Genomic DNA, 19,675 nt, shown 5'->3' with positions numbered 1-19,675 from the left:
GAAAATTTTCGCCTCTTTCAATTTTGAGCTGAGTAAGCTCTATAAATAAAGGAAACAAAGTTTCTAAGTAACAGTCGGAGGCACTATGTTAATCACTGCATTTTTAGCAGCTCTAGTCGCGTTGGTTTTGACCGCAATTGGAATACCACGCTTTATTATGTTTTTTCATAAGAAAAAACTTGGGGGACAACCCACTCTTGAAGAAGTAAAACAACATGCAAGTAAGTCAGGCACACCAACCATGGGAGGTCTCGTATTTGTAGTTGCTGCCCTCCTAGTTTCAGCGGTATTTGCTCTGATTTTTGCACAATTTACTCCTATGTTCATCACAGCATGGTGGGTATTAGCGATGTACTCTCTGATTGGTTTCTTAGATGACTTCATGAAAATCTTTAGCCAAAAAAATCATGGCGGGCTTAAAGCCAGTCATAAACTCTTAGCCCAAATAGCCACAGGTATTGTTTCTTATCTTATCCTGATGCAGGTGGATAGTACAAATGTACTTAATATCTTGGGTTGGAAAATTGATTTAGGCTGGTTCTTTGCAGTTTTCATTATCTTCTGGCTTGTAGGTTGGTCAAATGCCGTGAATCTTACAGATGGTATTGATGGCTTAGCCAGTATCACAGTGGCTATCTCTCTCAGCGCATATGCTGTAATTGCAGCTGCTCAAGGACGATATGATGTCCTACTGATCATCCTATCTGTCATTGGTGGTTTGATTGCTTTCTTTTTCTTCAATCACAAACCAGCAAAAATCTTTATGGGGGATGTGGGAAGCCTTGGCTTAGGAGGTTTTATCGCCATCGTTTCGATTCTTTTACATGTCGAATGGACGCTCCTTTTGATTGGCTTTATCTATATCTTAGAAACCGTTTCTGTTATGATGCAGGTTTCGTACTTTAAAGTAACACATGGTAAACGTATTTTCCGTATGACGCCGATTTACCATCATTTTGAACTTGGGGGATTCTCTGGTAAAGGAAAAGGTTGGAGTGAGTGGAAGATTGATATTGTCTTTTGGTGTGTCACAGCACTTTTGTCTATCTTAGCTTTAGTCATTTATTTTAATATATAAAAAGAGGAAGAATTTCCTCTTTTTTTGTTCGCAATTTAAGTTGAGTACATTTTAAGATTGTAATTGTATAATTTTAATTATTTTAAAAAAGGAGTTGGCCTCCTTTTGATTTATTTGTAACTACGAGTGGGCGGAGAAAATGAAGTAGTTTCTAAAGCTGATAAAATTTGCAGCCTTTGGTATAATAGACATATGTGAAAACTCTTTCAAGAATGGAAATGAATATGAATAAAGAAATAAAAACGACCCGCTTTGAAGTTGAAGAGTTTGAGAAACTCAAGCGAAATTTGGTGAAATATGAATGTGCTTTGGCAGTCATCATGACAGAGCTTTCTAATCTTAATGCTTATTATAATGCTTATGAACCTGTTAACCCGATAGAACATATCAAGCAAAGAATTAAATCGCCAGAAAGTATTGCAGGCAAGTTGAAGAAAAAAGCCTTACCTGTAACGGCAGAAGCAGCTGAAAAAAATCTTTCAGATATAGCCGGTGTAAGAATTATATGTGCTTATGCTAAAAATATTTATGAAATCGTAGAAATCATTAAAAATCAAGAAGCTTTCAATGTGATCAGTGAAAAAGATTATCTTAATCATCCGAAGCCGAGTGGTTATCGTTCTTATCATATGATACTAGAAGTTAATCTTGGCCCGCTTTTTAATAATGAAGCTCGTCGTGTCGAGATACAATTGCGCACTTCTGCAATGGACTTTTGGGCGACACTGGAACATAAGGTCCGCTACAAATACGGCGGTGAAATGCCAGATCACTTAAGTAATGAATTGCAAGTATGTGCTGAGCAGATTCACGCATTAGATAATCGGATGTATTTGATTCATGAACTTGTAGATATGATTAATGAGGAGGAAATATAATGAGTAAAACAATATATATTGCGGATGATGATGATAATATTCGTTTAGCCATCAAAGCTTTTTTGGAAAAAGAAGATTTTAAAGTAGAGGATTTTCCTACTGGTGATGAGCTCTTAGAGCGTTTTAATGAAGAGCCAAGTGATTTTGTTATTTTAGATGTGATGATGCCTGGCTCTAACGGATTTACAATCTTGAAAGCCCTACGTGCACAAAGTATCGTACCCATTATTATGTTGACAGCTCGAGACAGTGACTTAGACTATGCGACAGGATTGGATTTGGGCAGTGATGACTACTTTACTAAACCGTTCAGCCCAATGGAATTGGTGATGCGAGTTAAAGCTATTTTCCGTCGGATCGAGTTTGAAAAACAAAAAAATGAAGAAGCAGAGTAAGGAGCAATGATGATTAGGAGAAAACCTCTCAGCATCAAGACGCGCTTGCTTCTGACAAATATTGGTTTTGTCTTCTTTGCTTTTCTGTGGATTATCCTCATTTTTAATATCTTGATAAATAGCTATATTAGCAATTCAGCTTCTAGGCAGTTATCCCAAGTCAGGATTTATCAAGCACAAGTTACTCCGCCCTCAGGAAGTTCCTCTGCGGACTTAGAAGATGCACCCCGTGGCAGCTTTAATACACACCCTGTTGCTTTTAATATCAATGATAATTATGAAGTACAGGATTTGGAAAAGGTTGGTAATTTTGAAAGAGATACAGCGAATAATATCGCTCAAGCCTTAAAAAATCAAAAAGTTTCACTAAGTAAGGTAAAAAATTATCGTCTGGATACTTCAGGAAGTACTTTTTATATTGAAACCATACGCCAAAGTTCTGGATTATATCAGGTTCTATATGTAGATATTACTGGGATTATTAATTTTACAAATTCAGTTAATTTGTTCCTAGTTTCTGTTGCTTTAGCTGTCATTGTTATTCTTAGTTTAGCTGTAACTTTTGTAACTCAGCGTTTGATTAAGCCATTATCCATTTTAGCGAAATTTGCGACACGTATTGGTCAAGGGGATTTTACTGAATATCAAGGAACATTTCAGGACCGTGAGTTGGCTACCCTAGCACATAATATGAATGTCGCTGCAAGACAGCTGGATAATAACGATAAAAACCAAAAACTTTTCTTTCAAAATGCATCGCATGAACTTCGGACACCTTTAATGGCAATAAAAAGCTATGCAGAAGGGATTTCTTACGAGGTGATGGATCCTAAAAAGGCAAGTGAGACAATCCTTTATGAAACAGACCGGATGAGTGAGCTAGTGGAAGATTTACTGACTCTCTCAAGGTTAGATAGTCTAAGTGTGCATCAAGAACTTGTTTATCAAGATGTTCGTTTAATTATGAAAGATATTGCCAAGGAGCAAGAGATATTTGCTGAACAAAAAGGTATTAAAATTACAACAGTTTTTGATAAAAAAGCAGTGATGCTTACTTGTGATTATAAAGCTTTACGACGAGCAATAAGTAATCTAGTTTCCAATGCTATGCGGTACGTGGAAACAGAAATCGTACTTACCTGTACAAAAAAAGATGGTGCAGTGGTGATTTCGGTTGCTAATGATGGGAGTGGAATTGATCCAGAGACTTTGCCACATATCTTCGAGCGTTTCTATAAAGGAGCTGGAGGTGTTCATGGAATTGGTTTAGCGATTGTCCAAACGATAGTTGAACAACATCAGGGGCAAGTGTCTGTTACAAGTGATGAACAGCAAACTATTTTTACAATGACTTTTGCTAAAACTCCAAAGAAAGCTCTTGAAAAGACAGAATAAATTTGGTAGAATGTTATAAGTGCCACTTTGGCATAAATAAAACTGTTTATCCGCTGGGCCAATGGCTTTATTGATGAGCAAAAGGAGAAAAAAATGTCTATTTCATTGATCGATTCTATCAATGCAGGTCAACTTCGTTCAGATATCCCTGAATTCCGCGCTGGAGACACTGTACGTGTTCACGCTAAAGTTGTCGAAGGAACTCGCGAACGTATCCAAATGTTCGAAGGTGTTGTTATTGCACGTAAAGGTTCTGGTATCTCAGAAACTTACACTGTTCGTAAAATCTCAAACGGTGTTGGTGTAGAACGTATCTTCCCACTTCACACTCCACGTGTTGAAAAAATCGAAGTTATCCGTCACGGTCGTGTGCGTCGTGCTAAACTTTACTACTTGCGTGCATTGCAAGGTAAAGCAGCTCGTATCCCAGAACGTCGTAAATAATTTTGACTTGTCTAACCGCTCTGTTGAGCGGTTTTTCTTTTTTAAAAATAGTAAAAAAAATGAATTTTATGCTATAATATGCATTGCCTCTATTGGTATTAAGCCTTAATATTTATGAGAAGCAAGCAGACGAAGCTATTTAAGGATATTAAGAATCAAACTATCTGCAGGAATAACAAAGGAGATGCGTATGCGAAAAAATAAAGATAAAGAATGGTTATCAGGCCCAGGACTTGTCGTCCTAGTTATTATGTCGCCAATAGTAGTAATACTTGCTGTGCAAGCCTTAACAGCACTTTATACAGTTTTACATTAATCTTTAACTTTCTAAACAGTGGTAAAAGAAGCTTGAAAATAATGAAAATGGATGTTATGATACTCCTACAAGGGGTCATATACTTTATTTCTTTGGGTTCGTAATAAATATGACCTATAAAAGAATTAAGAAACTTTGGAGAAAAAATTAGTTTGGAAAATATTAGCTCACGTCTACAAGAAATTTGGAACAGTGCACCAGAAAATTTTTGGTTGTCTTTAATTATTTTGCTCATTGCAATTCTCATCTTCTTTTTGCCTGTCAAAATTGCCAGTTCACGTGGATTATCTGGTGGGCAAATATTCGGTGTTTTTTTGGCCACTCTATTTGGTTTTTGGTTTCTAGGTTTAATTTTGGCACTCGTCTTACCCCGTTCAGTTTAAGTAGTTTTATTGTCTGAATATATTTTATTTTAAATACATGACTATACCATTTGTTTTAAAATAGAACATATATTGGTAATGAAGACATCCAAACGTATTTTAAGGGCTTAGCAGCCCTTATTTTTATGGAGAATTTTAGGAATGTGCTATATAAATCATTTAAAAATTTGTTTAGAATTTTAAAACTGCTTATTTTTTTGATATTGATTATTCATTATCATGCTATACTAATATCTGTCCTAAAAAACAGTATCAGAAAATAATAATTTTGTTTGATGGTTGTTATAGTGATGCCTTAACTTTTCTATCTCCAGATCAGGGTTGAAGGTTTTTATTATTAAAGATAGTGTTGCAGGAAATAATATAATATTTAGTATTAAGAAGTGACATATTAAAAATGATAAGATTTTATTATGAGAATAGCAATTCTTCAAGTAAAAAAGCACTGGAATGGTTCGAGAACAAGCAAATCAGTTGCTCGCCAAAAAGAATTCGCTATATATCAAGAGACGATTTGCTCTTAGCGCTAGCTTTGTCTAACAATGGATTTGCAGATATTTTAAAATCAAATGGAAAAATTGGCTTTGAATCTGAAAAGCTGATGAAAGAAATTAAAAATATGAAATTCAATGACAGTATTAATTTTATTTTAGGGCATACCGAAGTTCTGAAAACCCCTATCATCATTGATGATCATAAATTAATGACAGGTTTTAATCCAGAAGAGATAAGAAAGTTTATTCCTCAGTCCTATCGTAGATTGAGCATGGTTTAAAAATCGGTTTGATAGGTATATATCCTAAAGAATCAAAGATAGAATCATTATGTTGATAAAGATAGAGTGCTTTTACAACAGTTATTTTTAACATTTTAAACAAATACATGCTTTGCTAATAAATAAAGATAGTAAGTGTTATAATGAAGTTAGGCCTCATCACAGGGGATCAAGGTCAGCAAGCTCCCATCTCTTTCTAATATATAAAGTAGTCTTCACTTTGTATCGGGGGCTTTTTTAGTATTCTAAAATATGTTAGTCAACTATTTTTTTTTTACTAAATAGAGTGATAGAGTAAGCAAGGACGATTATGGCTGATGTTCCAGAGGGGAAGTTTTTATTTTTCTTCTTTTGAAAAAAGTCCTAGAAAAATTCTTAATTGGATACAGTGATATTTTCATCGAAAAAAGGAAGCGTTTTCTTGAAAGGTATACCTGTCTATGTTACAATGAAGAAAAAGAAAAGCGAGGTATATTATGAATAAGAAACTTCTTTCATTGTTAGCAGTATCAACCCTATCATTAGGTGTTTTGACAGCTTGTGGATCTGGTAAAAAAAAATCAGAAGAAACAAAAACAGAACAGTCTGCTGAAGTGTTTGCTGGGGCAACTGCAGGTACAGATAACTTTGATACCCTTTCTAAGGGACTTTCTAAGGATGGTGCTTGGATTGCTGCAATTAGTAAGGACTTAGACGCATCGGATAAAACCTTGAATGTTGAAGGGGACTTTAAAAATAAAGAAGGGGAAGAAGCACGTAAATTAGCACTTTATACACAAGATGCAGACCGCAAGGTTACCGATCGCTATACCCTCACTGTACAAAAACTTGAAGTTAATTCTCCACAATTCTATATTTCAAATGGTACAGTTAAAGGAGATGTTGAAGTGAATGCTGAAGGCTTCCACGGTCAAACCGGAAAAGGTGTTGATGGAGAGGCAATGATTGATGGAAATCTTATCTTTAAAAATCAAGAATTGATGGATGCATATAACAAACTCCCTAGCGAAGAACAAGTTAAAGTAACTGGTGAGACTACTGTTAAATAAAAAAAGGGGGGGATCATCCTCCTTTTTTATTTCCCTAACATAAACTTCTCAAATAAGCATGAAAATATTTTCCGATACCAATTTCTTGTTTTGCCCAGCTTAAAATTATAAAATGTTATTAAAATAATATTCAGAAAATTAACGTAGTCCTAGAATTATATCCTTTGATAATAAATTCAGAAAGGAGTTAATGATGATGGGGATTTTAACAGTGATAAAGAACCGACTTTTGTATAACAAATTAAGAAAATCACTTGAGGGATTGAACCCTTATTTAGCATTCGATAATACGAAAGAAGCGCTCCAATACTATGAAGAAGTTTTCGGTGCTTGTAACATTATGCGAGTACCACTTCACAGTGATTTAGCGGAATCATTTGGTATAGATGAAGCAACACTTTCAGAGAAGACAGTACATTCGCAGTTTAATATTTTAGGTAAGACGATTATGGCAGCTGATAATTTTCGAAAAAAGAATACGTCTTGTACTGATTTGCCTATTCTACTCGATCTTCCTGCTGAAGATGGTCGGGAGATAGAGCGCGCGAAAGAATTTTGGAATAAACTTGTAGCTTCAAATAAAGTAATCGTTCATTCACCTTTTGAAAAACAATTCTGGGGTGGGATGTCCGGACATTTCACAGATCAATACGGAGTCTCATGGTTACTGTACGTTCAACCTTACAATAAAAAAGCAATTTTTTAATAAATGATAATAAAAAGTACTTTTGGAGGTATAAAATGGTAAAAAGAATTTCCTTAGAATCAGCTGCACTAGAATTTAGTGAAGCAAATGCACCCCATCCTCGTATTTATGAACTTCCGGTAGAAGACGGAAGAAGTTTATTAAATGAAGTTCAGGATTCTCCAGTCGCAAAGGAAGACGTTGATATTGAGGATGTTGTTGTTGATACAGGAGAATGGGGAAAAATTAATGTACGATTCATCCGTCCTCTTAAACAAGATAAAAAATTACCAGTTATATTTTATATCCACGGTGCCGGATGGGTTTTTGGTAATGCACATACACATGATAAACTAATTCGTGAGCTCGCTGTACGGACCAACTCCGTTGTGGTTTTTCCTGAATACTCTCTGTCACCCGAAGCCAAATACCCAACAGCAATTGAACAAAACTATGCTGTCCTACAGCAACTAAAAGATTTTTCTAACGATAAGAAATTTGATGTAAATCATCTTACTGTAGCTGGGGATTCTGTTGGTGGAAATATGGCCACTGTGATGACGATCATGACTAAACAAAGGGGTGGTCAAAAGATTGGACAACAAGTTTTGTATTATCCTGTAACAGATGCTAGGTTTGATACGAGTTCTTATAATGAATTTTCAGAAAATTACTTTTTAACTAAAGAAGGAATGATTTGGTTTTGGGATCAATATACGACCAGTAAAGAAGACCGTAAACAAATCACAGCTTCGCCGCTTCGTTCAACAAAAGAAGATTTGGAAGACTTGCCTGCTGCTCTGATAATTACTGGCGAAGCGGATGTTCTGCGAGATGAAGGAGAAGCCTACGCACGAAAGCTACGTGAAGCTGAAGTGGAAGTCACTCAAGTGCGTTTCCAAGCCATTATCCATGACTTTGTTATGGTGAATTCAATGAATGATACTCATGCGACACGTGCCGCGATGACCCTTTCCACTGAATGGATCAATGAAAAAAATAGCAAATAAGATAATGAAAGAAAAGAGTCTATCAAATAGGCTTTTTTTTGTGAAAAATTATTCTGATAAACTTAATTTATTAAAGCGCTTTTATTTTAAAAAGAAACTATGGTAGAATAAAAGATAAGATAAAGCCTTAAAAAGAGACAGAAGAGGGTAAAATGCTGAATTTTCAGGAACGCGTAAAAAATAAAGAAAATAAGTTGACAGAGTTAGAAGAAGACCTAGTAGAGTACATCTTAAAAAATAAAGAAGCAGTAAGTCAAACTAAGATAGTTCTCTTATCACAAAAATTTTACACGGTCCCCAACACGATTACACGGTTTTGTAAAAAATTGGGGTATGAAAATTTCTCTGAATTTAAGATTAACCTCAAACAAGAACTCACAACTCCTGAAAGTATGAGTGCGCATAAGCATATTCTCTTAAAAAACTTTGATTTGATCGATAAAGATAGAGAAATGAAGGTTGTACAGCTAATGCAAAGAGCGAAAAGTGTAAATTTTTATGCGCTAGATCAAACAGGACTTCTGACGAAGATGTATGTAAAAAGCCTCTTTGCTCTCGATGATAAATTTCAATTTTTTGAATATCAGCAGGAAATGAAAAAGAAGATTTTAAACTCGTCTCATGAAGTATTCTTTTTTGTTTCTTTATCTGGAGAGACACCTTCCGTTTTGGAATTAGCAGAACTGGCCAAGTCCAGAAAACACAAACTGGTTAGTCTTACCAATTTGACTGAAAATAGTTTAGCACAAATAGTCGATATTCCGCTCTATTGTTTAACAGAAAAAGAGGAAGTAAATGGCTATGACACGACAGATAAGACGCCTTTACTTTTGGTTCTGCAATCACTTTACTACAGTTATCGTGGAATTTTACACATTTAAAAAAATACTTTCAAATGAGAAGGTGTTTTTTTAGTAGTTTTCGTGAAAGCGTTTTACTTTGTGGTAATATTAACTTACAACAAAAATATAAAGGTAGGTTAAATGATGAATAACCAAAAAAACCTCTATTCTCCTTTTGAGGGAGAAATTATCCCATTACAGGATGTTAAGGATCCAATTTTTTCTGAAAAAACAATGGGAGATGGGTATGCTGTGGAACCAACTGGTGAAACAATTTATGCACCAGTTTCTGGTATAGTAAGAATGGTTCAAGGTCATGCTGCAGGATTTAGTACTGCAGATGATTTGCAAGTATTACTTCATATTGGGATTGATACAGTCAGTCTGGATAAGTCGGTATTTGAGTTCACTATCAAAGAAGAGGAGGCTGTTAAAGCGGGCCAAGTGATTGGGCGCGTGAATTGGAAAGCAGTTGAAGATGCTGGACTTGAAAAAACGGCAATCGTTGTTATTACAAATACAGCTGAAAAATTAAAAGATATGAGAATCAGTGCCTCAGGAAAAGTAAAAGGAGGAGTACCAATAGGAGAAGCTGTGGTAAAAGGTGCTGAAACAAAAACTAAAGTGCTACAACCTAAGAAAAAGAAAAAATTTGCCCTAGGCGGTTTCTTCCAAGAATTAGGTAAAACTTTTATGCTTCCTGTAGCCTTAATGGCTTTTATGGGACTTCTTTTAGGGCTAGGAAGTTCGTTTTCGAGTCAATCGACCATTGATGCTTTTCCTTTCTTAGGAAACGAAGTACTCCAAGTTGTCTTCCGTTTCTTTTCTGCTATTGGTGGTTTTGCCTTCAGTAACTTACCTGTGATGTTTGCTATGGCTATCCCCTTAGGTTTAGCCAAGAAAGAAAAAGGAGTTGCGGCTTTTTCAGGATTTGTTGGTTATATGGTCATGAATCTGTCTATTAACTTCTTTTTGACTGAACGTGGACAGCTTGCTGATCCTGAGCTCATGCAAAAAGCTGGCCAAGGCATGGCTCTTGGCGTACAAACTATCGAAATGGGTGTTCTTGGAGGTATCATTACTGGTATTATTGTTTACAATCTCCACAAGAAATTTTACAACATACAGTTATCAGACAGTTTTGCTTTCTTTGGGGGATCAAGGTTTGTACCAATTATTACTGCCTTAGTAATGGCTTTGGTAGGATTAGCTATCCCAGTCATTTGGCCACTTTTTGCTCTTCTTATCCAACAAGTGGGGAACTTGATTCAACGTTCAGGTATTTTCGGTCCATTTCTCTTTTTCTCTGGGGAACGTCTGCTTCTACCTTTTGGTTTGCATCACATTCTTGTTGCAACCATTCGCTTTACTCAAGCTGGTGGAACAGCACTAATTGATGGGCACGAAGTTTACGGTGCTTTAAACATTTTCTATGCGGAATTGGCAAATCGCTTACCAATTTCGGGCTCTGCGACAGCTTTCCTCTCGCAAGGAAAAATGCCAACGTTTATGTTTGGGCTTCCAGCCGCAGCGCTTGCCATGTATCGTACAGCAAAACCTGAAAATCGAGCAAAAGTCAAAGGACTTCTGATTTCTGGTGTGATTGCCACTTTTGTCACAGGGATAACAGAACCTATTGAGTTTCTCTTCTTGTTTATCAGTCCATTCCTTTGGATTTTCCACGTCATTATGACTGGTCTAGGAGCAATGGTCGTCAGCCTATTAGGTGTCAAAATCGGTAATACAGATGGCGGAGTTCTTGACTTCCTTATCTTTGGGGTAATGCAAGGTTCATATACACAATGGTTCTTGATCCCTCTAGTTGGTGCCTTTTGGTTCGCAGCTTACTATTTCACATTTAAAAAGGTTATTCTATGGAAAAACTTGAAAACACCAGGACGTGAAACTGTACTTGAGCCAGAATATTCAGATCAAGAGATAGCACATGGTGGCAATACGTCTGGATATAATGCCGAAGCAATCTTAGCTGCATTAGGTGGCAAAGAAAATATCGTCACACTCGACAACTGTATCACACGTCTTCGTTTGATTTTAAATAATGGTAAACTTGTCGAAGATGACAGACTCAAGGATTTGGGTGCTTTAGGAGTCGTACATTTAGATGATACGAGTGTTCAAGTTATTATTGGAACGAAAGTAACGACTGTCCGAAATGCATTGGACAATTTGATTTAGAAGGAGAACAGTAAAACAAGACAAAGGTCTTGTTTTACCATTTATTGATATGACAGAATTTGATAAAATTATCGATCGTAAAGGAACGTTTTGTACACAGTGGGATTTTGTAGAGGATCGTTTTGGTCAAAAAGATTTATTGCCTTTTACCATTTCGGATACTGATTTTGCTATCCCAGAGACAGTTAATCAGGCCTTACAAAAGAGAATTCAACATCCAATCTATGGATATACACGTTGGAATCACGAACATTTGAAATCAGCTGTCTCTGCTTGGTATCAAAAACAGTTTGATTTTACGATTGATGAGGAATGGATCTTGTACAGTCCAAGTGTGATTTACTCTCTTTCTCAGTTGATTGAAATTAAGTCTCAACCTCAAGAAGGTATTGTTGTCCAGACGCCAGCTTATGATGCTTTTTTTAAAACAATTACGGCAAATGATCGTTTGTACGTGGAAAATCCATTAATTTTTCATAATGGAAAGTATACGATTGATTTTATAGATTTAGAAGAAAAACTCGCTCACCCCAATAACAAAATTCTCCTTTTTTGCTCGCCCCATAATCCTACGGGACGCGTGTGGTCAAATGAGGAACTCCAGCGAGTGGTATTGCTTTGTCAAAAGTACGATGTTTTCTTGGTTTCAGATGAAATTCATATGGATATTTTACGCAAAGAGCAGCAGCAGCATCCAATTTTGAAATATGGTACAGAAAATATTGCTCTTTTAACATCTGCCAGCAAAACCTTTAATTTCCCAGGATTGATTTTTTCCTATTTATTAATTCCTAATGAGAATCTTCGTGAAGAATTTTGTGAACATTTAAAAGAAAAAGATGGGCTTTCCTCTTGTAGCATTTTAGGAATGGAAGCAACGATTGCAGCTTACCGGACATCGGATATATGGCTAAAAGAGCTGAATAGTTATTTGGATGATACTGTAGACTTCACACGCCGTTTTTTGCAAGAGCATTTGCCAAAGATAAAGCTTATCGAATCGGAAGCAACTTATCTTTTATGGCTTGATGTTTCAGAACAAGGTGTCTCCATGGATAAGTTACAGCAGGCTTTAATCAACGTAGGAAAAGTCGCTATTATGGATGGACAGGTATATGGTCGGGAAGGAAGCAACTTTCTCCGCCTAAATATTGGCTGTTCACGAGCCAAGGTAAAAGATGGACTTGAAAGACTTCTTAAAAGTATTCAATCCCTTTAAAAAAATATCCAAACTCTATGTTTGGATATTTTTATTTGAATTACTAATCAGTTGATAAGCTTACTGAGTATATTTGTAATCTCTTCAGGAGTTTCTTTACGTTTGCGCCGAATCCATGCTTGTGTAAGGCCAAACATGGCATTAGCATAGTAAGTAGCAGCATAAATTTTACCTAAGCGACCGAGGTTATTTCTTCTTGAATCTCTTGGAATAATTGAGTTTTCAATCATGCTTTTTAACTTGGCTTGCATAAATTGATGGATTTCCTTGCTGCCGTTCTCAGAAAGCAGGGCTGCGTAGATTTCGTTATTATCTAAAAATTCGTAGGTCTCAAGCATTGTTTTTTGCAAGTCTCCATCATTTTTTTCAAAGACATATTGAATTGTGTTAATCAATGTTTTTTGATACTGATCAATCATCTCATATTTGTCTTGGTAATGCGTATAAAATCCGCTCCGACTAATCTTTGCAACTTTGACAAGCTCAGTGGTTGTAATTTGATCAAATGGCTTTTCATGTAAAAGTTGAGTCATTGCATCGCGAAGTCGCGCTTTTGTACGTTCTTTTCTATTCTCCACAGTGTATCCTTTTCACTACACAGCAAGTGCTGTCTTAAAACTTTATATCACTATAATTATAACAATTTTTAGACGTGGTGTCTATAAAATGATTTATAAATTATCTTTTACTCTTCTCGTCAAATTTTTAAAAATATGGTAGAATAACATTGTCAAATAGATTTTACAATGAGAATGTGGAGAAATTTATGAGTGAAGAAAGCAAATATTCTGATACACAAATAGAAGAAATTAAAACAAAGATTTTAGCAGCCTTGGAGACTGTTATTGACCCTGAGCTAGGTATTGATATCATTAACTTGGGCTTGGTCTATGAAATTTCCTTTGAAGACAATGGGTTTACTGAAGTCAAAATGACACTGACAACAATGGGTTGTCCGCTAGCAGACGTGTTAACTGATCAAATTCATGATGCACTCAAAGAAGTTGAAGAAGTAACTGAAATCAAAGTCAATCTCGTCTGGTATCCAGCGTGGACGGTTGATAAAATGAGCCGCTATGCGCGTATCGCTTTGGGTATTCGTTAATCTTGGTATAACTGGCTTTAAGAGAGTCTTGATAGAAATATTAACTCTTAAAAAGTACATTTAGTACGGTATCTAAGCCGTTTTTGAAAAAACATTTATTGTTGTTAAATCTAGTAAAAACAGAGGAAAACAACATGGAAATTTCAATCCAATCAGCAATTCAAGAAATGCTTTTTGACAATAAAGCAAGAGGATTGTCGAAAAATACAATTATATTCAGAGAAAAAACACTAAAGGTTTTCTCTGTTTTTTTGTGCCAAAATGATATTTTAAATATTAACGAAATCAAACCAATTCATGTAAAACAATATTTAGTTAACAGACTAGAATATGGCTACTCTGAGACATCCGTTAATGCACATTTGAGAGATATCAGGGCATTGTTTGCATAACTGTGTTAATGAGAAGAATACATGAGGTATGAGGAAGCGCCTATACATCGTGTTAAATGGATTAAAGAGAGACGAACTGTTATTAATACATTTACAGATGAAGAAGTTAAAATGATTGATTTGGCTAACCATATAAACTCATAAAGTTGTAAAATGTATGGTTTCTGTTTATCTTTTCTTCTATTTTCTTTTGGAAAAAATTTTGAGCACTTCTATATAGTTAAATACTATGATAAAACTACCCACTAAGAAGTGAGTAGATATGATTATTTTGATATTTATTAAACAGTTTTTTCAATAATAAATGTTAATGTATAAAATAAATCAGTCAAAAGAAATAGAAGTATTATCATTCCCAAAGCAAGTAGTATTATTATAACTCCTAAGTGTAAGACTAAATCTAGATGTTTGTTTTTAAGCAAATTATAACTCCTGTATTTTTATGGGAATGTATAGTTTGTTCACGCTAATTCTATTAAAAGAAAAAGTAAATAAAAATACTAGGCTATGGGTAATCTAGTATTTTTAAGAAGATTAAGTTAGAAAAAATATTATTCTTCCAACAAAATTAAGTAAATAGCAATGGAAATACGACTATACCAGATAGATTATTGATCATGTGTAAGGTCCAAGCATAGGCGATATTTTTTTTGGATATAATATATGAGATAGTTATAACGATAGATAAGGGTATATAGCTAAATATATCCATAATATTCCCATCCACATGCAAAAGTGCAAATGCTAACAAAGAAAAAATAATCGCAAATTTTTCATTGATAAAAGTGGATAAGTCTTTAATGAGGATTCTTCTAAAGATAATTTCTTCAAGTAATGGACCTAATATACCAAATAATATTGCACTATAAATTAATGGAACAGTACTTACGGCGTCACTAACTCCTTGTTCATTTTCAGTACTACCTAAGTTTCCTATAGAATTAATACCATAATTAGCTAACATCATGACCGCAAATCCAGCTATAAGAAACAAAACCTTTTTGAAGGTTTCTGTTTTAAAATAGGAAAAGTCTTTGAAAACTTCCTTGGCATAGAAGACTAAAGTTAAGAGTATTGGTATAGCATATACTATAGCTGATATCATAAACTCGTTTTCAAATAAAGTAGGAAAAATATTTATCATCAATAACATAAATAATCCCTGTGTTGGCTTGATAACTATAAATAGTAAGTAAACAGCTAATAGAACAAGTGCTTTTATGTGCTCGTTGGAAAACTTTTGCTTTTTCAACAGTAAAACCTCTTTATAAAATTTTGTGATACCGAACTATTATAACCAATGCATTTTTTCTGAACAAGAAAAACACCTTGATTGTCTGAGGAAAATAGACGAGTGTATCCAAGGTGTTCAGTATCTCATTAATTTTTGTTCAATATATACTAATTTTTTGTAGTGTCTCTCAGTCTAGATCTTAGTGTTTAACTTGCTCATTTAAGAAGTTATTATACTCAATCCATCCCTTTATCATAGATGCGGATGTAAGATAAGGAATGAAAATAGTTTGTGTAAGAGTTTCGATTACTTGAGAAATAGAAAGAGAGGAGAGGTAAGGATAAGGACAAGCTAAACCAAAGTAACTCATTTTTGTTTTGACTAAAATACCATCAAAGAGAAGAGGGTTTTTGACTATGAATCCAATTAATGTGGAAACAAATAGTATAGATTGTATAGTAGTTACCATGTGTCCAATTTCTTTCAAAGATACTTTTCTAGTTTTAATGAGGAATATTACGTAAAAAAAGTTAGAGAGAGGAATAAAAAGCAAAGAAAAAAATATAGATTTAGTATTACTATCCTTTATAATGAAAATAAGTAAAACTTGAAAAATTTGGCTTGTAAAAATTGGAAATATAAAAAATGATACTATTTTTTCCAAAGGTTTGTTTTTACTTTTTAGGATTAAAATTATGGCCCCGAGATAGGATAGGGACAATGCAGAGGGACCAAATTGTGGAGGAATCAATGAACAATTCACCAATAATCAGTGTGATTACAAATAAGATTAACAAGCTGTTTTTTGAGAACTTTTTTAGTTTTTTCATATACTTTTCCTTTTGAGTATTAAAATTAAAAACACAAAAACTTAACTTTAAAATAGTAAAAAGATTAAGCTAATGCGTTTTGATATATAAGTTTATAAGAGTATTAAACCTAGTTAAATTTTTATTCTGGTGTAATCTTTAGTTAAAAAAATTTTCGGTATTTAGACATTATTACACCTACACATAATAAGATAAGACCAATGATAACTACCCATAGATGTTCCGAAGTTCCTGTTTGGGGAAGATTGAATTTATGGAATAAAATATTTTTGGTCATTATTTGAGACCTTTTATTTTCTACAGTATGTTGATCAGTAGGATCAGTAGGATCAGTAGGATCAGTAGGATCAGTAGGATCAGTAGGATCGGTAGGATCGGTAGGATCGGTAGGATCAGTAGGATCAGTAGGATCAGTAGGATCGGTAGGATCGGTAGGATCAGTAGGATCGGTAGGATCGGTAGGATCAGTAGGATCAGTAGGATCAGTAGGATCAGTAGGATCAGTAGGATCAGTAGGATCGGTAGGATCGGTAGGATCGGTAGGATCGGTAGGATCGGTAGGATCAGTAGGATCGGTAGGATCGGTAGGATCAGTAGGATCAGTAGGATCAGTAGGATCAGTAGGATCAGTAGGATCAGTAGGATCGACTACTGGGGGCTTATTATTACCCCCAATTCCTGAACCAGAATCTTTTATCACTACTCGAGAAGAAGTTTTACTTGTTGTTTTTTTTCCATTATCATCTATCCACGAAATAATAGCATTATTCTTAAATGTTTCCCCTATTGTTTCTATGCTCTTGGGATCTTTAATAACAGTAAATAAATCTATAATATACATTTGATTACCATTGCTAAAATTAATTGTCACATCACTTTGAGCCTCAGCTATTTGGTAGTCTATTCCTCTTGAGAGTAACTTTTTTCTTTTGTAAGAAGTTTTTTTTACATCAGACCACTGGCCTGTATACACTTGAAGCCCTTCAGGAGTATATATAAGTTTATTATCTATTATCGTATCTGTTAAGACGAGATTGTTCATACTTATCTCATTACGATTAGCAATAATAGTCCATTTAATTGCTTTACGGCCATCTGGTAATTCTAGTATTTTGCCTTTTTTACTTAAGTCCTCAATCCGTTCCTCAATATTAATTTCAATAGGAACTGTTCCGGAGTTTATTTCAAATTCCAAAATATTTTTTCCTAGAGGTAAAATATCCGGCTGAATTTTCAACCCAAGATTTAAAAATCCATGTATATTTTCTTTTCCTAGAACTTTTTCAGTAAATATGATGGCAATTTTTCCATCCTTTTCTTGCCCGATAGCCAGTATATTTCCGTTATCATCCTTAAATTCTATATGTGTATCTTTAGGAATAAGGAGACCTTCTGGAATAGAGATATTAAGAATATCACCTGGTTCAACCTCTTTATTACTTAAGTCAAATTCAACGTTGAAATTAATTGTACTGGAGGGATAGAAATTTGGACCGTTTATTAGTTTAATATCAACTATAGTTTCATTATTTGTAAATTCTTTTGCTTTTGCATTTAGAGGGGAGATTATAAAAGTTAAGAATGATAAAGTGATAATTATAAAAACTTTATGGAATAAATCAAACTTTTTATCAGAAAAAAAAACTCTATTAGAGAGTTTGAAGGGGTTAACATATTTCATGAAAAATATTCTATGATAATGTAGTATCAAATACAACAAATATGCTCAGCGATTATGGACAAATGATGTACTATGTGTCTATTAATATCAATAAGTAAGAAAGCTGATTTACATATTATACTTAGTTTATATAGCTCAAACTATGGTTACTAATAGGTAATGAAAAGCACAAGTAATTATTGTAATAGATAAAACTATATGGATTTTAAAATAATTTCTAGGATTAAGGAGGAGGTGAAATACAAATTATGGTTTTTTGGGATAGTTATGAGGTAAGCTCCTCAAATATTTAAAGATATATTCTAAATTTATATATGAAATTGTTAAATAACTAATTGAATATATAAAAATAAATCTCATTACTCTGATTTTCGTTTTTATTTCATCTATTCTATTCAATTAATACTTTTAAAAACAAATAATTTTACCCTTTCTTTAATAAATACCTCTGCGTATAACTCTGCTTAGGAGGATGTAGAGTTAGAATTTTCCAATAAAATTTCTTACTTAATCTATGATCAGTTTTCCCATGAAGATATTCGTGTAACTGATAATCAAACTATAGTAGTGAATACCATGCTACCAAATGAAAAATGGATAGGGCGTTTTCTATTATCATTTGGGAGTAATTAAAAAACTTAACCCACCATCTGTTAAGAAAGCAAAAGGCGTAATTCATAATCTTCAGACATGAGTTACTGAGGGGCTTAAGAAGAAAATTAACTGAAATAGGAGCGAGAACCATTATTTCACTTACCAGAAGTGATATTAGATAAAACGTTGCCTAAAAAAAATTAATATTGTAAAATAAATTGTAATTTGATAAGATTAATTCAGCTGGTTTAGCGATTTTGAATGATAATATATGGAAGAGGATTTGATATTAGGTTAATATTAAAGCTTGGTGAAAATATCTTTTATATTCTACATATTGCTATTTAAAATATAAGCAGTACTGTTAGACAAAAGCTTCAATCGAAACAGAAAGGAGAAATAAAATGGAATCAAAGTTTGTGATTACTACGGATAATCTGGCACTGAACCTTGTTAACACTCAAATAATGAGATACAAGAAAAAAATAGAGCTTATTAATGATGAAACAGATCTTCTTTCGTGGATTTTAATTCAGAAAAAATTAACAAGTAGTGTACCCAAAAAACACCAACTAGACATATTAGAAAGTACAGTTAGAACACAAGATATAACGGAAAAAGTTTTAAAATTAAGAGAAGTTATTGGAAGTGAATTACAACATTTCATGAATCATGAAATCTCATTAGAAAATTGGATTTCAGATATAAATAAAAAACTCCATAATTTACCCTTTACATCTCGTATTGTTGATAAGGAACATGTTTTAGTTCCCTATAATTCTACGGGGTATCGTGCTTTCTTATCAGTGATCTATTTATCTCTCTCCGAGCTCATTGAGAATGAAGATATTAAAAAATTAAAGCATTGTGCAAATCCCGAATGTATACTTATATTCCTCGACAAAACTGGTCGAAGAAAGTGGTGCTCAATGGATATATGTGGTAATAGAAATAAATCTAAAAAATTTACAAAAAAACAAAAAGAAAAATATATATAAAAAACAGGAAGTTGTCGACTTTCTGTTTTTTATATATATTTTCAGATTAGTTTATTAATCCTAATATATTATCCAACATATATAAAAGGATAACGAAAGTTAAAGATTTTTTAGTTTTAAGATATACTATTGCAAAAATTATGGCTCCAAGTGACATATAAGAATATTATCAGGAT

21 protein-coding genes are annotated in these 19,675 nt (G+C 33.9%); 17 read left to right on the top strand and 4 right to left on the bottom strand.

Annotation, left to right across the window (positions count from 1 at the left end; all coding sequences use genetic code 11):
* Positions 1 to 85 precede the first annotated feature (85 nt).
* The 14 genes from mraY (at position 86) to VNN39_RS00540 (ending at position 12,665) form a co-directional block, all read left to right on the top strand.
* Positions 86 to 1,078, top strand: a complete 993-nt coding sequence (gene mraY / locus VNN39_RS00605) for a phospho-N-acetylmuramoyl-pentapeptide-transferase (RefSeq protein WP_338997677.1) — start codon at positions 86 to 88, stop codon at positions 1,076 to 1,078.
* A gap of 224 nt (positions 1,079 to 1,302) precedes the next feature.
* Positions 1,303 to 1,956 (top strand): GTP pyrophosphokinase, encoded by a 654-nt coding sequence (locus VNN39_RS00600; RefSeq protein ID WP_017369023.1) that lies wholly within the window; start codon positions 1,303 to 1,305, stop codon positions 1,954 to 1,956.
* Positions 1,956 to 2,351 (top strand): response regulator transcription factor, encoded by a 396-nt coding sequence (locus tag VNN39_RS00595; RefSeq protein WP_017369024.1) that lies wholly within the window; start codon positions 1,956 to 1,958, stop codon positions 2,349 to 2,351. Before VNN39_RS00600 ends, VNN39_RS00595 begins: the two co-directional genes overlap by 1 nt.
* Before the next feature lie 9 nt (positions 2,352 to 2,360).
* Complete coding sequence (locus VNN39_RS00590; protein WP_165713249.1) at positions 2,361 to 3,746, top strand: sensor histidine kinase; 1,386 nt, start codon at positions 2,361 to 2,363, stop codon at positions 3,744 to 3,746.
* Positions 3,747 to 3,839: 93 nt separating this feature from the next.
* Entirely contained in the window at positions 3,840 to 4,190 is a 351-nt protein-coding gene (rplS, locus tag VNN39_RS00585) for a 50S ribosomal protein L19 (RefSeq protein ID WP_004258564.1), read from the top strand.
* 190 nt (positions 4,191 to 4,380) lie between these two features.
* Entirely contained in the window at positions 4,381 to 4,506 is a 126-nt protein-coding gene (locus tag VNN39_RS00580) for a hypothetical protein (protein ID WP_270741070.1), read from the top strand.
* Between the two features lie 146 nt (positions 4,507 to 4,652).
* Complete coding sequence (locus tag VNN39_RS00575) at positions 4,653 to 4,889, top strand: hypothetical protein (RefSeq protein WP_026063781.1); 237 nt, start codon at positions 4,653 to 4,655, stop codon at positions 4,887 to 4,889.
* A gap of 397 nt (positions 4,890 to 5,286) precedes the next feature.
* Positions 5,287 to 5,664 carry an ArsC/Spx/MgsR family protein gene (locus VNN39_RS00570; protein WP_096368511.1) on the top strand — a complete coding sequence of 126 codons (378 nt, stop codon included), beginning with the start codon at positions 5,287 to 5,289 and terminating at the stop codon, positions 5,662 to 5,664.
* A gap of 476 nt (positions 5,665 to 6,140) precedes the next feature.
* A complete protein-coding gene (locus VNN39_RS00565; RefSeq protein WP_339007120.1) occupies positions 6,141 to 6,713 on the top strand; it encodes a hypothetical protein in 573 nt (190 codons plus the stop codon).
* Between the two features lie 193 nt (positions 6,714 to 6,906).
* Positions 6,907 to 7,419 carry a VOC family protein gene (locus tag VNN39_RS00560; protein ID WP_185767509.1) on the top strand — a complete coding sequence of 171 codons (513 nt, stop codon included), beginning with the start codon at positions 6,907 to 6,909 and terminating at the stop codon, positions 7,417 to 7,419.
* Positions 7,420 to 7,454: 35 nt separating this feature from the next.
* On the top strand, positions 7,455 to 8,408 hold the full coding sequence (locus VNN39_RS00555) for an alpha/beta hydrolase (protein WP_252175671.1): 954 nt from the start codon (positions 7,455 to 7,457) through the stop codon (positions 8,406 to 8,408).
* A 152-nt stretch (positions 8,409 to 8,560) separates the two neighbouring features.
* On the top strand, positions 8,561 to 9,289 hold the full coding sequence (locus VNN39_RS00550) for a MurR/RpiR family transcriptional regulator (protein ID WP_165711310.1): 729 nt from the start codon (positions 8,561 to 8,563) through the stop codon (positions 9,287 to 9,289).
* A 105-nt stretch (positions 9,290 to 9,394) separates the two neighbouring features.
* Positions 9,395 to 11,446 carry a maltose/glucose-specific PTS transporter subunit IIBC gene (gene malX / locus VNN39_RS00545; protein ID WP_339007288.1) on the top strand — a complete coding sequence of 684 codons (2,052 nt, stop codon included), beginning with the start codon at positions 9,395 to 9,397 and terminating at the stop codon, positions 11,444 to 11,446.
* A gap of 49 nt (positions 11,447 to 11,495) precedes the next feature.
* Complete coding sequence (locus tag VNN39_RS00540) at positions 11,496 to 12,665, top strand: MalY/PatB family protein (RefSeq protein ID WP_213495353.1); 1,170 nt, start codon at positions 11,496 to 11,498, stop codon at positions 12,663 to 12,665.
* A gap of 47 nt (positions 12,666 to 12,712) precedes the next feature.
* Here VNN39_RS00540 and VNN39_RS00535 read toward each other — a convergent pair whose 3' ends face one another.
* The gene (locus tag VNN39_RS00535; protein WP_017369034.1) at positions 12,713 to 13,243 is read right to left on the bottom strand and encodes a TetR/AcrR family transcriptional regulator; all 531 of its coding nucleotides are present in this window, start codon (positions 13,241 to 13,243) and stop codon (positions 12,713 to 12,715) included.
* 188 nt (positions 13,244 to 13,431) lie between these two features.
* On the opposite strand from VNN39_RS00535, the gene VNN39_RS00530 reads away from it, so the two are divergent.
* Positions 13,432 to 13,770 carry a metal-sulfur cluster assembly factor gene (locus VNN39_RS00530; protein WP_017369035.1) on the top strand — a complete coding sequence of 113 codons (339 nt, stop codon included), beginning with the start codon at positions 13,432 to 13,434 and terminating at the stop codon, positions 13,768 to 13,770.
* 134 nt (positions 13,771 to 13,904) lie between these two features.
* Positions 13,905 to 14,162 (top strand): site-specific integrase, encoded by a 258-nt coding sequence (locus VNN39_RS00525; protein WP_338997674.1) that lies wholly within the window; start codon positions 13,905 to 13,907, stop codon positions 14,160 to 14,162.
* A 568-nt stretch (positions 14,163 to 14,730) separates the two neighbouring features.
* Here the strand turns inward: VNN39_RS00525 and VNN39_RS00520 are convergent.
* The 3 genes from VNN39_RS00520 to VNN39_RS00510 form a co-directional block, all read right to left on the bottom strand.
* Positions 14,731 to 15,414, bottom strand: coding sequence for a CPBP family intramembrane glutamic endopeptidase (locus tag VNN39_RS00520; protein ID WP_252175674.1), 684 nt, complete (start codon positions 15,412 to 15,414; stop codon positions 14,731 to 14,733).
* A gap of 181 nt (positions 15,415 to 15,595) precedes the next feature.
* Entirely contained in the window at positions 15,596 to 16,060 is a 465-nt protein-coding gene (locus VNN39_RS00515; protein WP_338997673.1) for a hypothetical protein, read from the bottom strand.
* 308 nt (positions 16,061 to 16,368) lie between these two features.
* Complete coding sequence (locus VNN39_RS00510) at positions 16,369 to 17,907, bottom strand: Ig-like domain-containing protein (protein WP_338997672.1); 1,539 nt, start codon at positions 17,905 to 17,907, stop codon at positions 16,369 to 16,371.
* Positions 17,908 to 18,905: 998 nt separating this feature from the next.
* On the opposite strand from VNN39_RS00510, the gene VNN39_RS00505 reads away from it, so the two are divergent.
* Complete coding sequence (locus tag VNN39_RS00505; RefSeq protein ID WP_252175677.1) at positions 18,906 to 19,499, top strand: CGNR zinc finger domain-containing protein; 594 nt, start codon at positions 18,906 to 18,908, stop codon at positions 19,497 to 19,499.
* Positions 19,500 to 19,675: the final 176 nt, after the last annotated feature.

Origin of the sequence: Lactococcus formosensis (assembly GCF_037892375.1) — a bacterium.
Classification (GTDB): domain Bacteria; phylum Bacillota; class Bacilli; order Lactobacillales; family Streptococcaceae; genus Lactococcus; species Lactococcus formosensis.
This window is presented reverse-complemented; position numbering and strand designations above follow the sequence as displayed.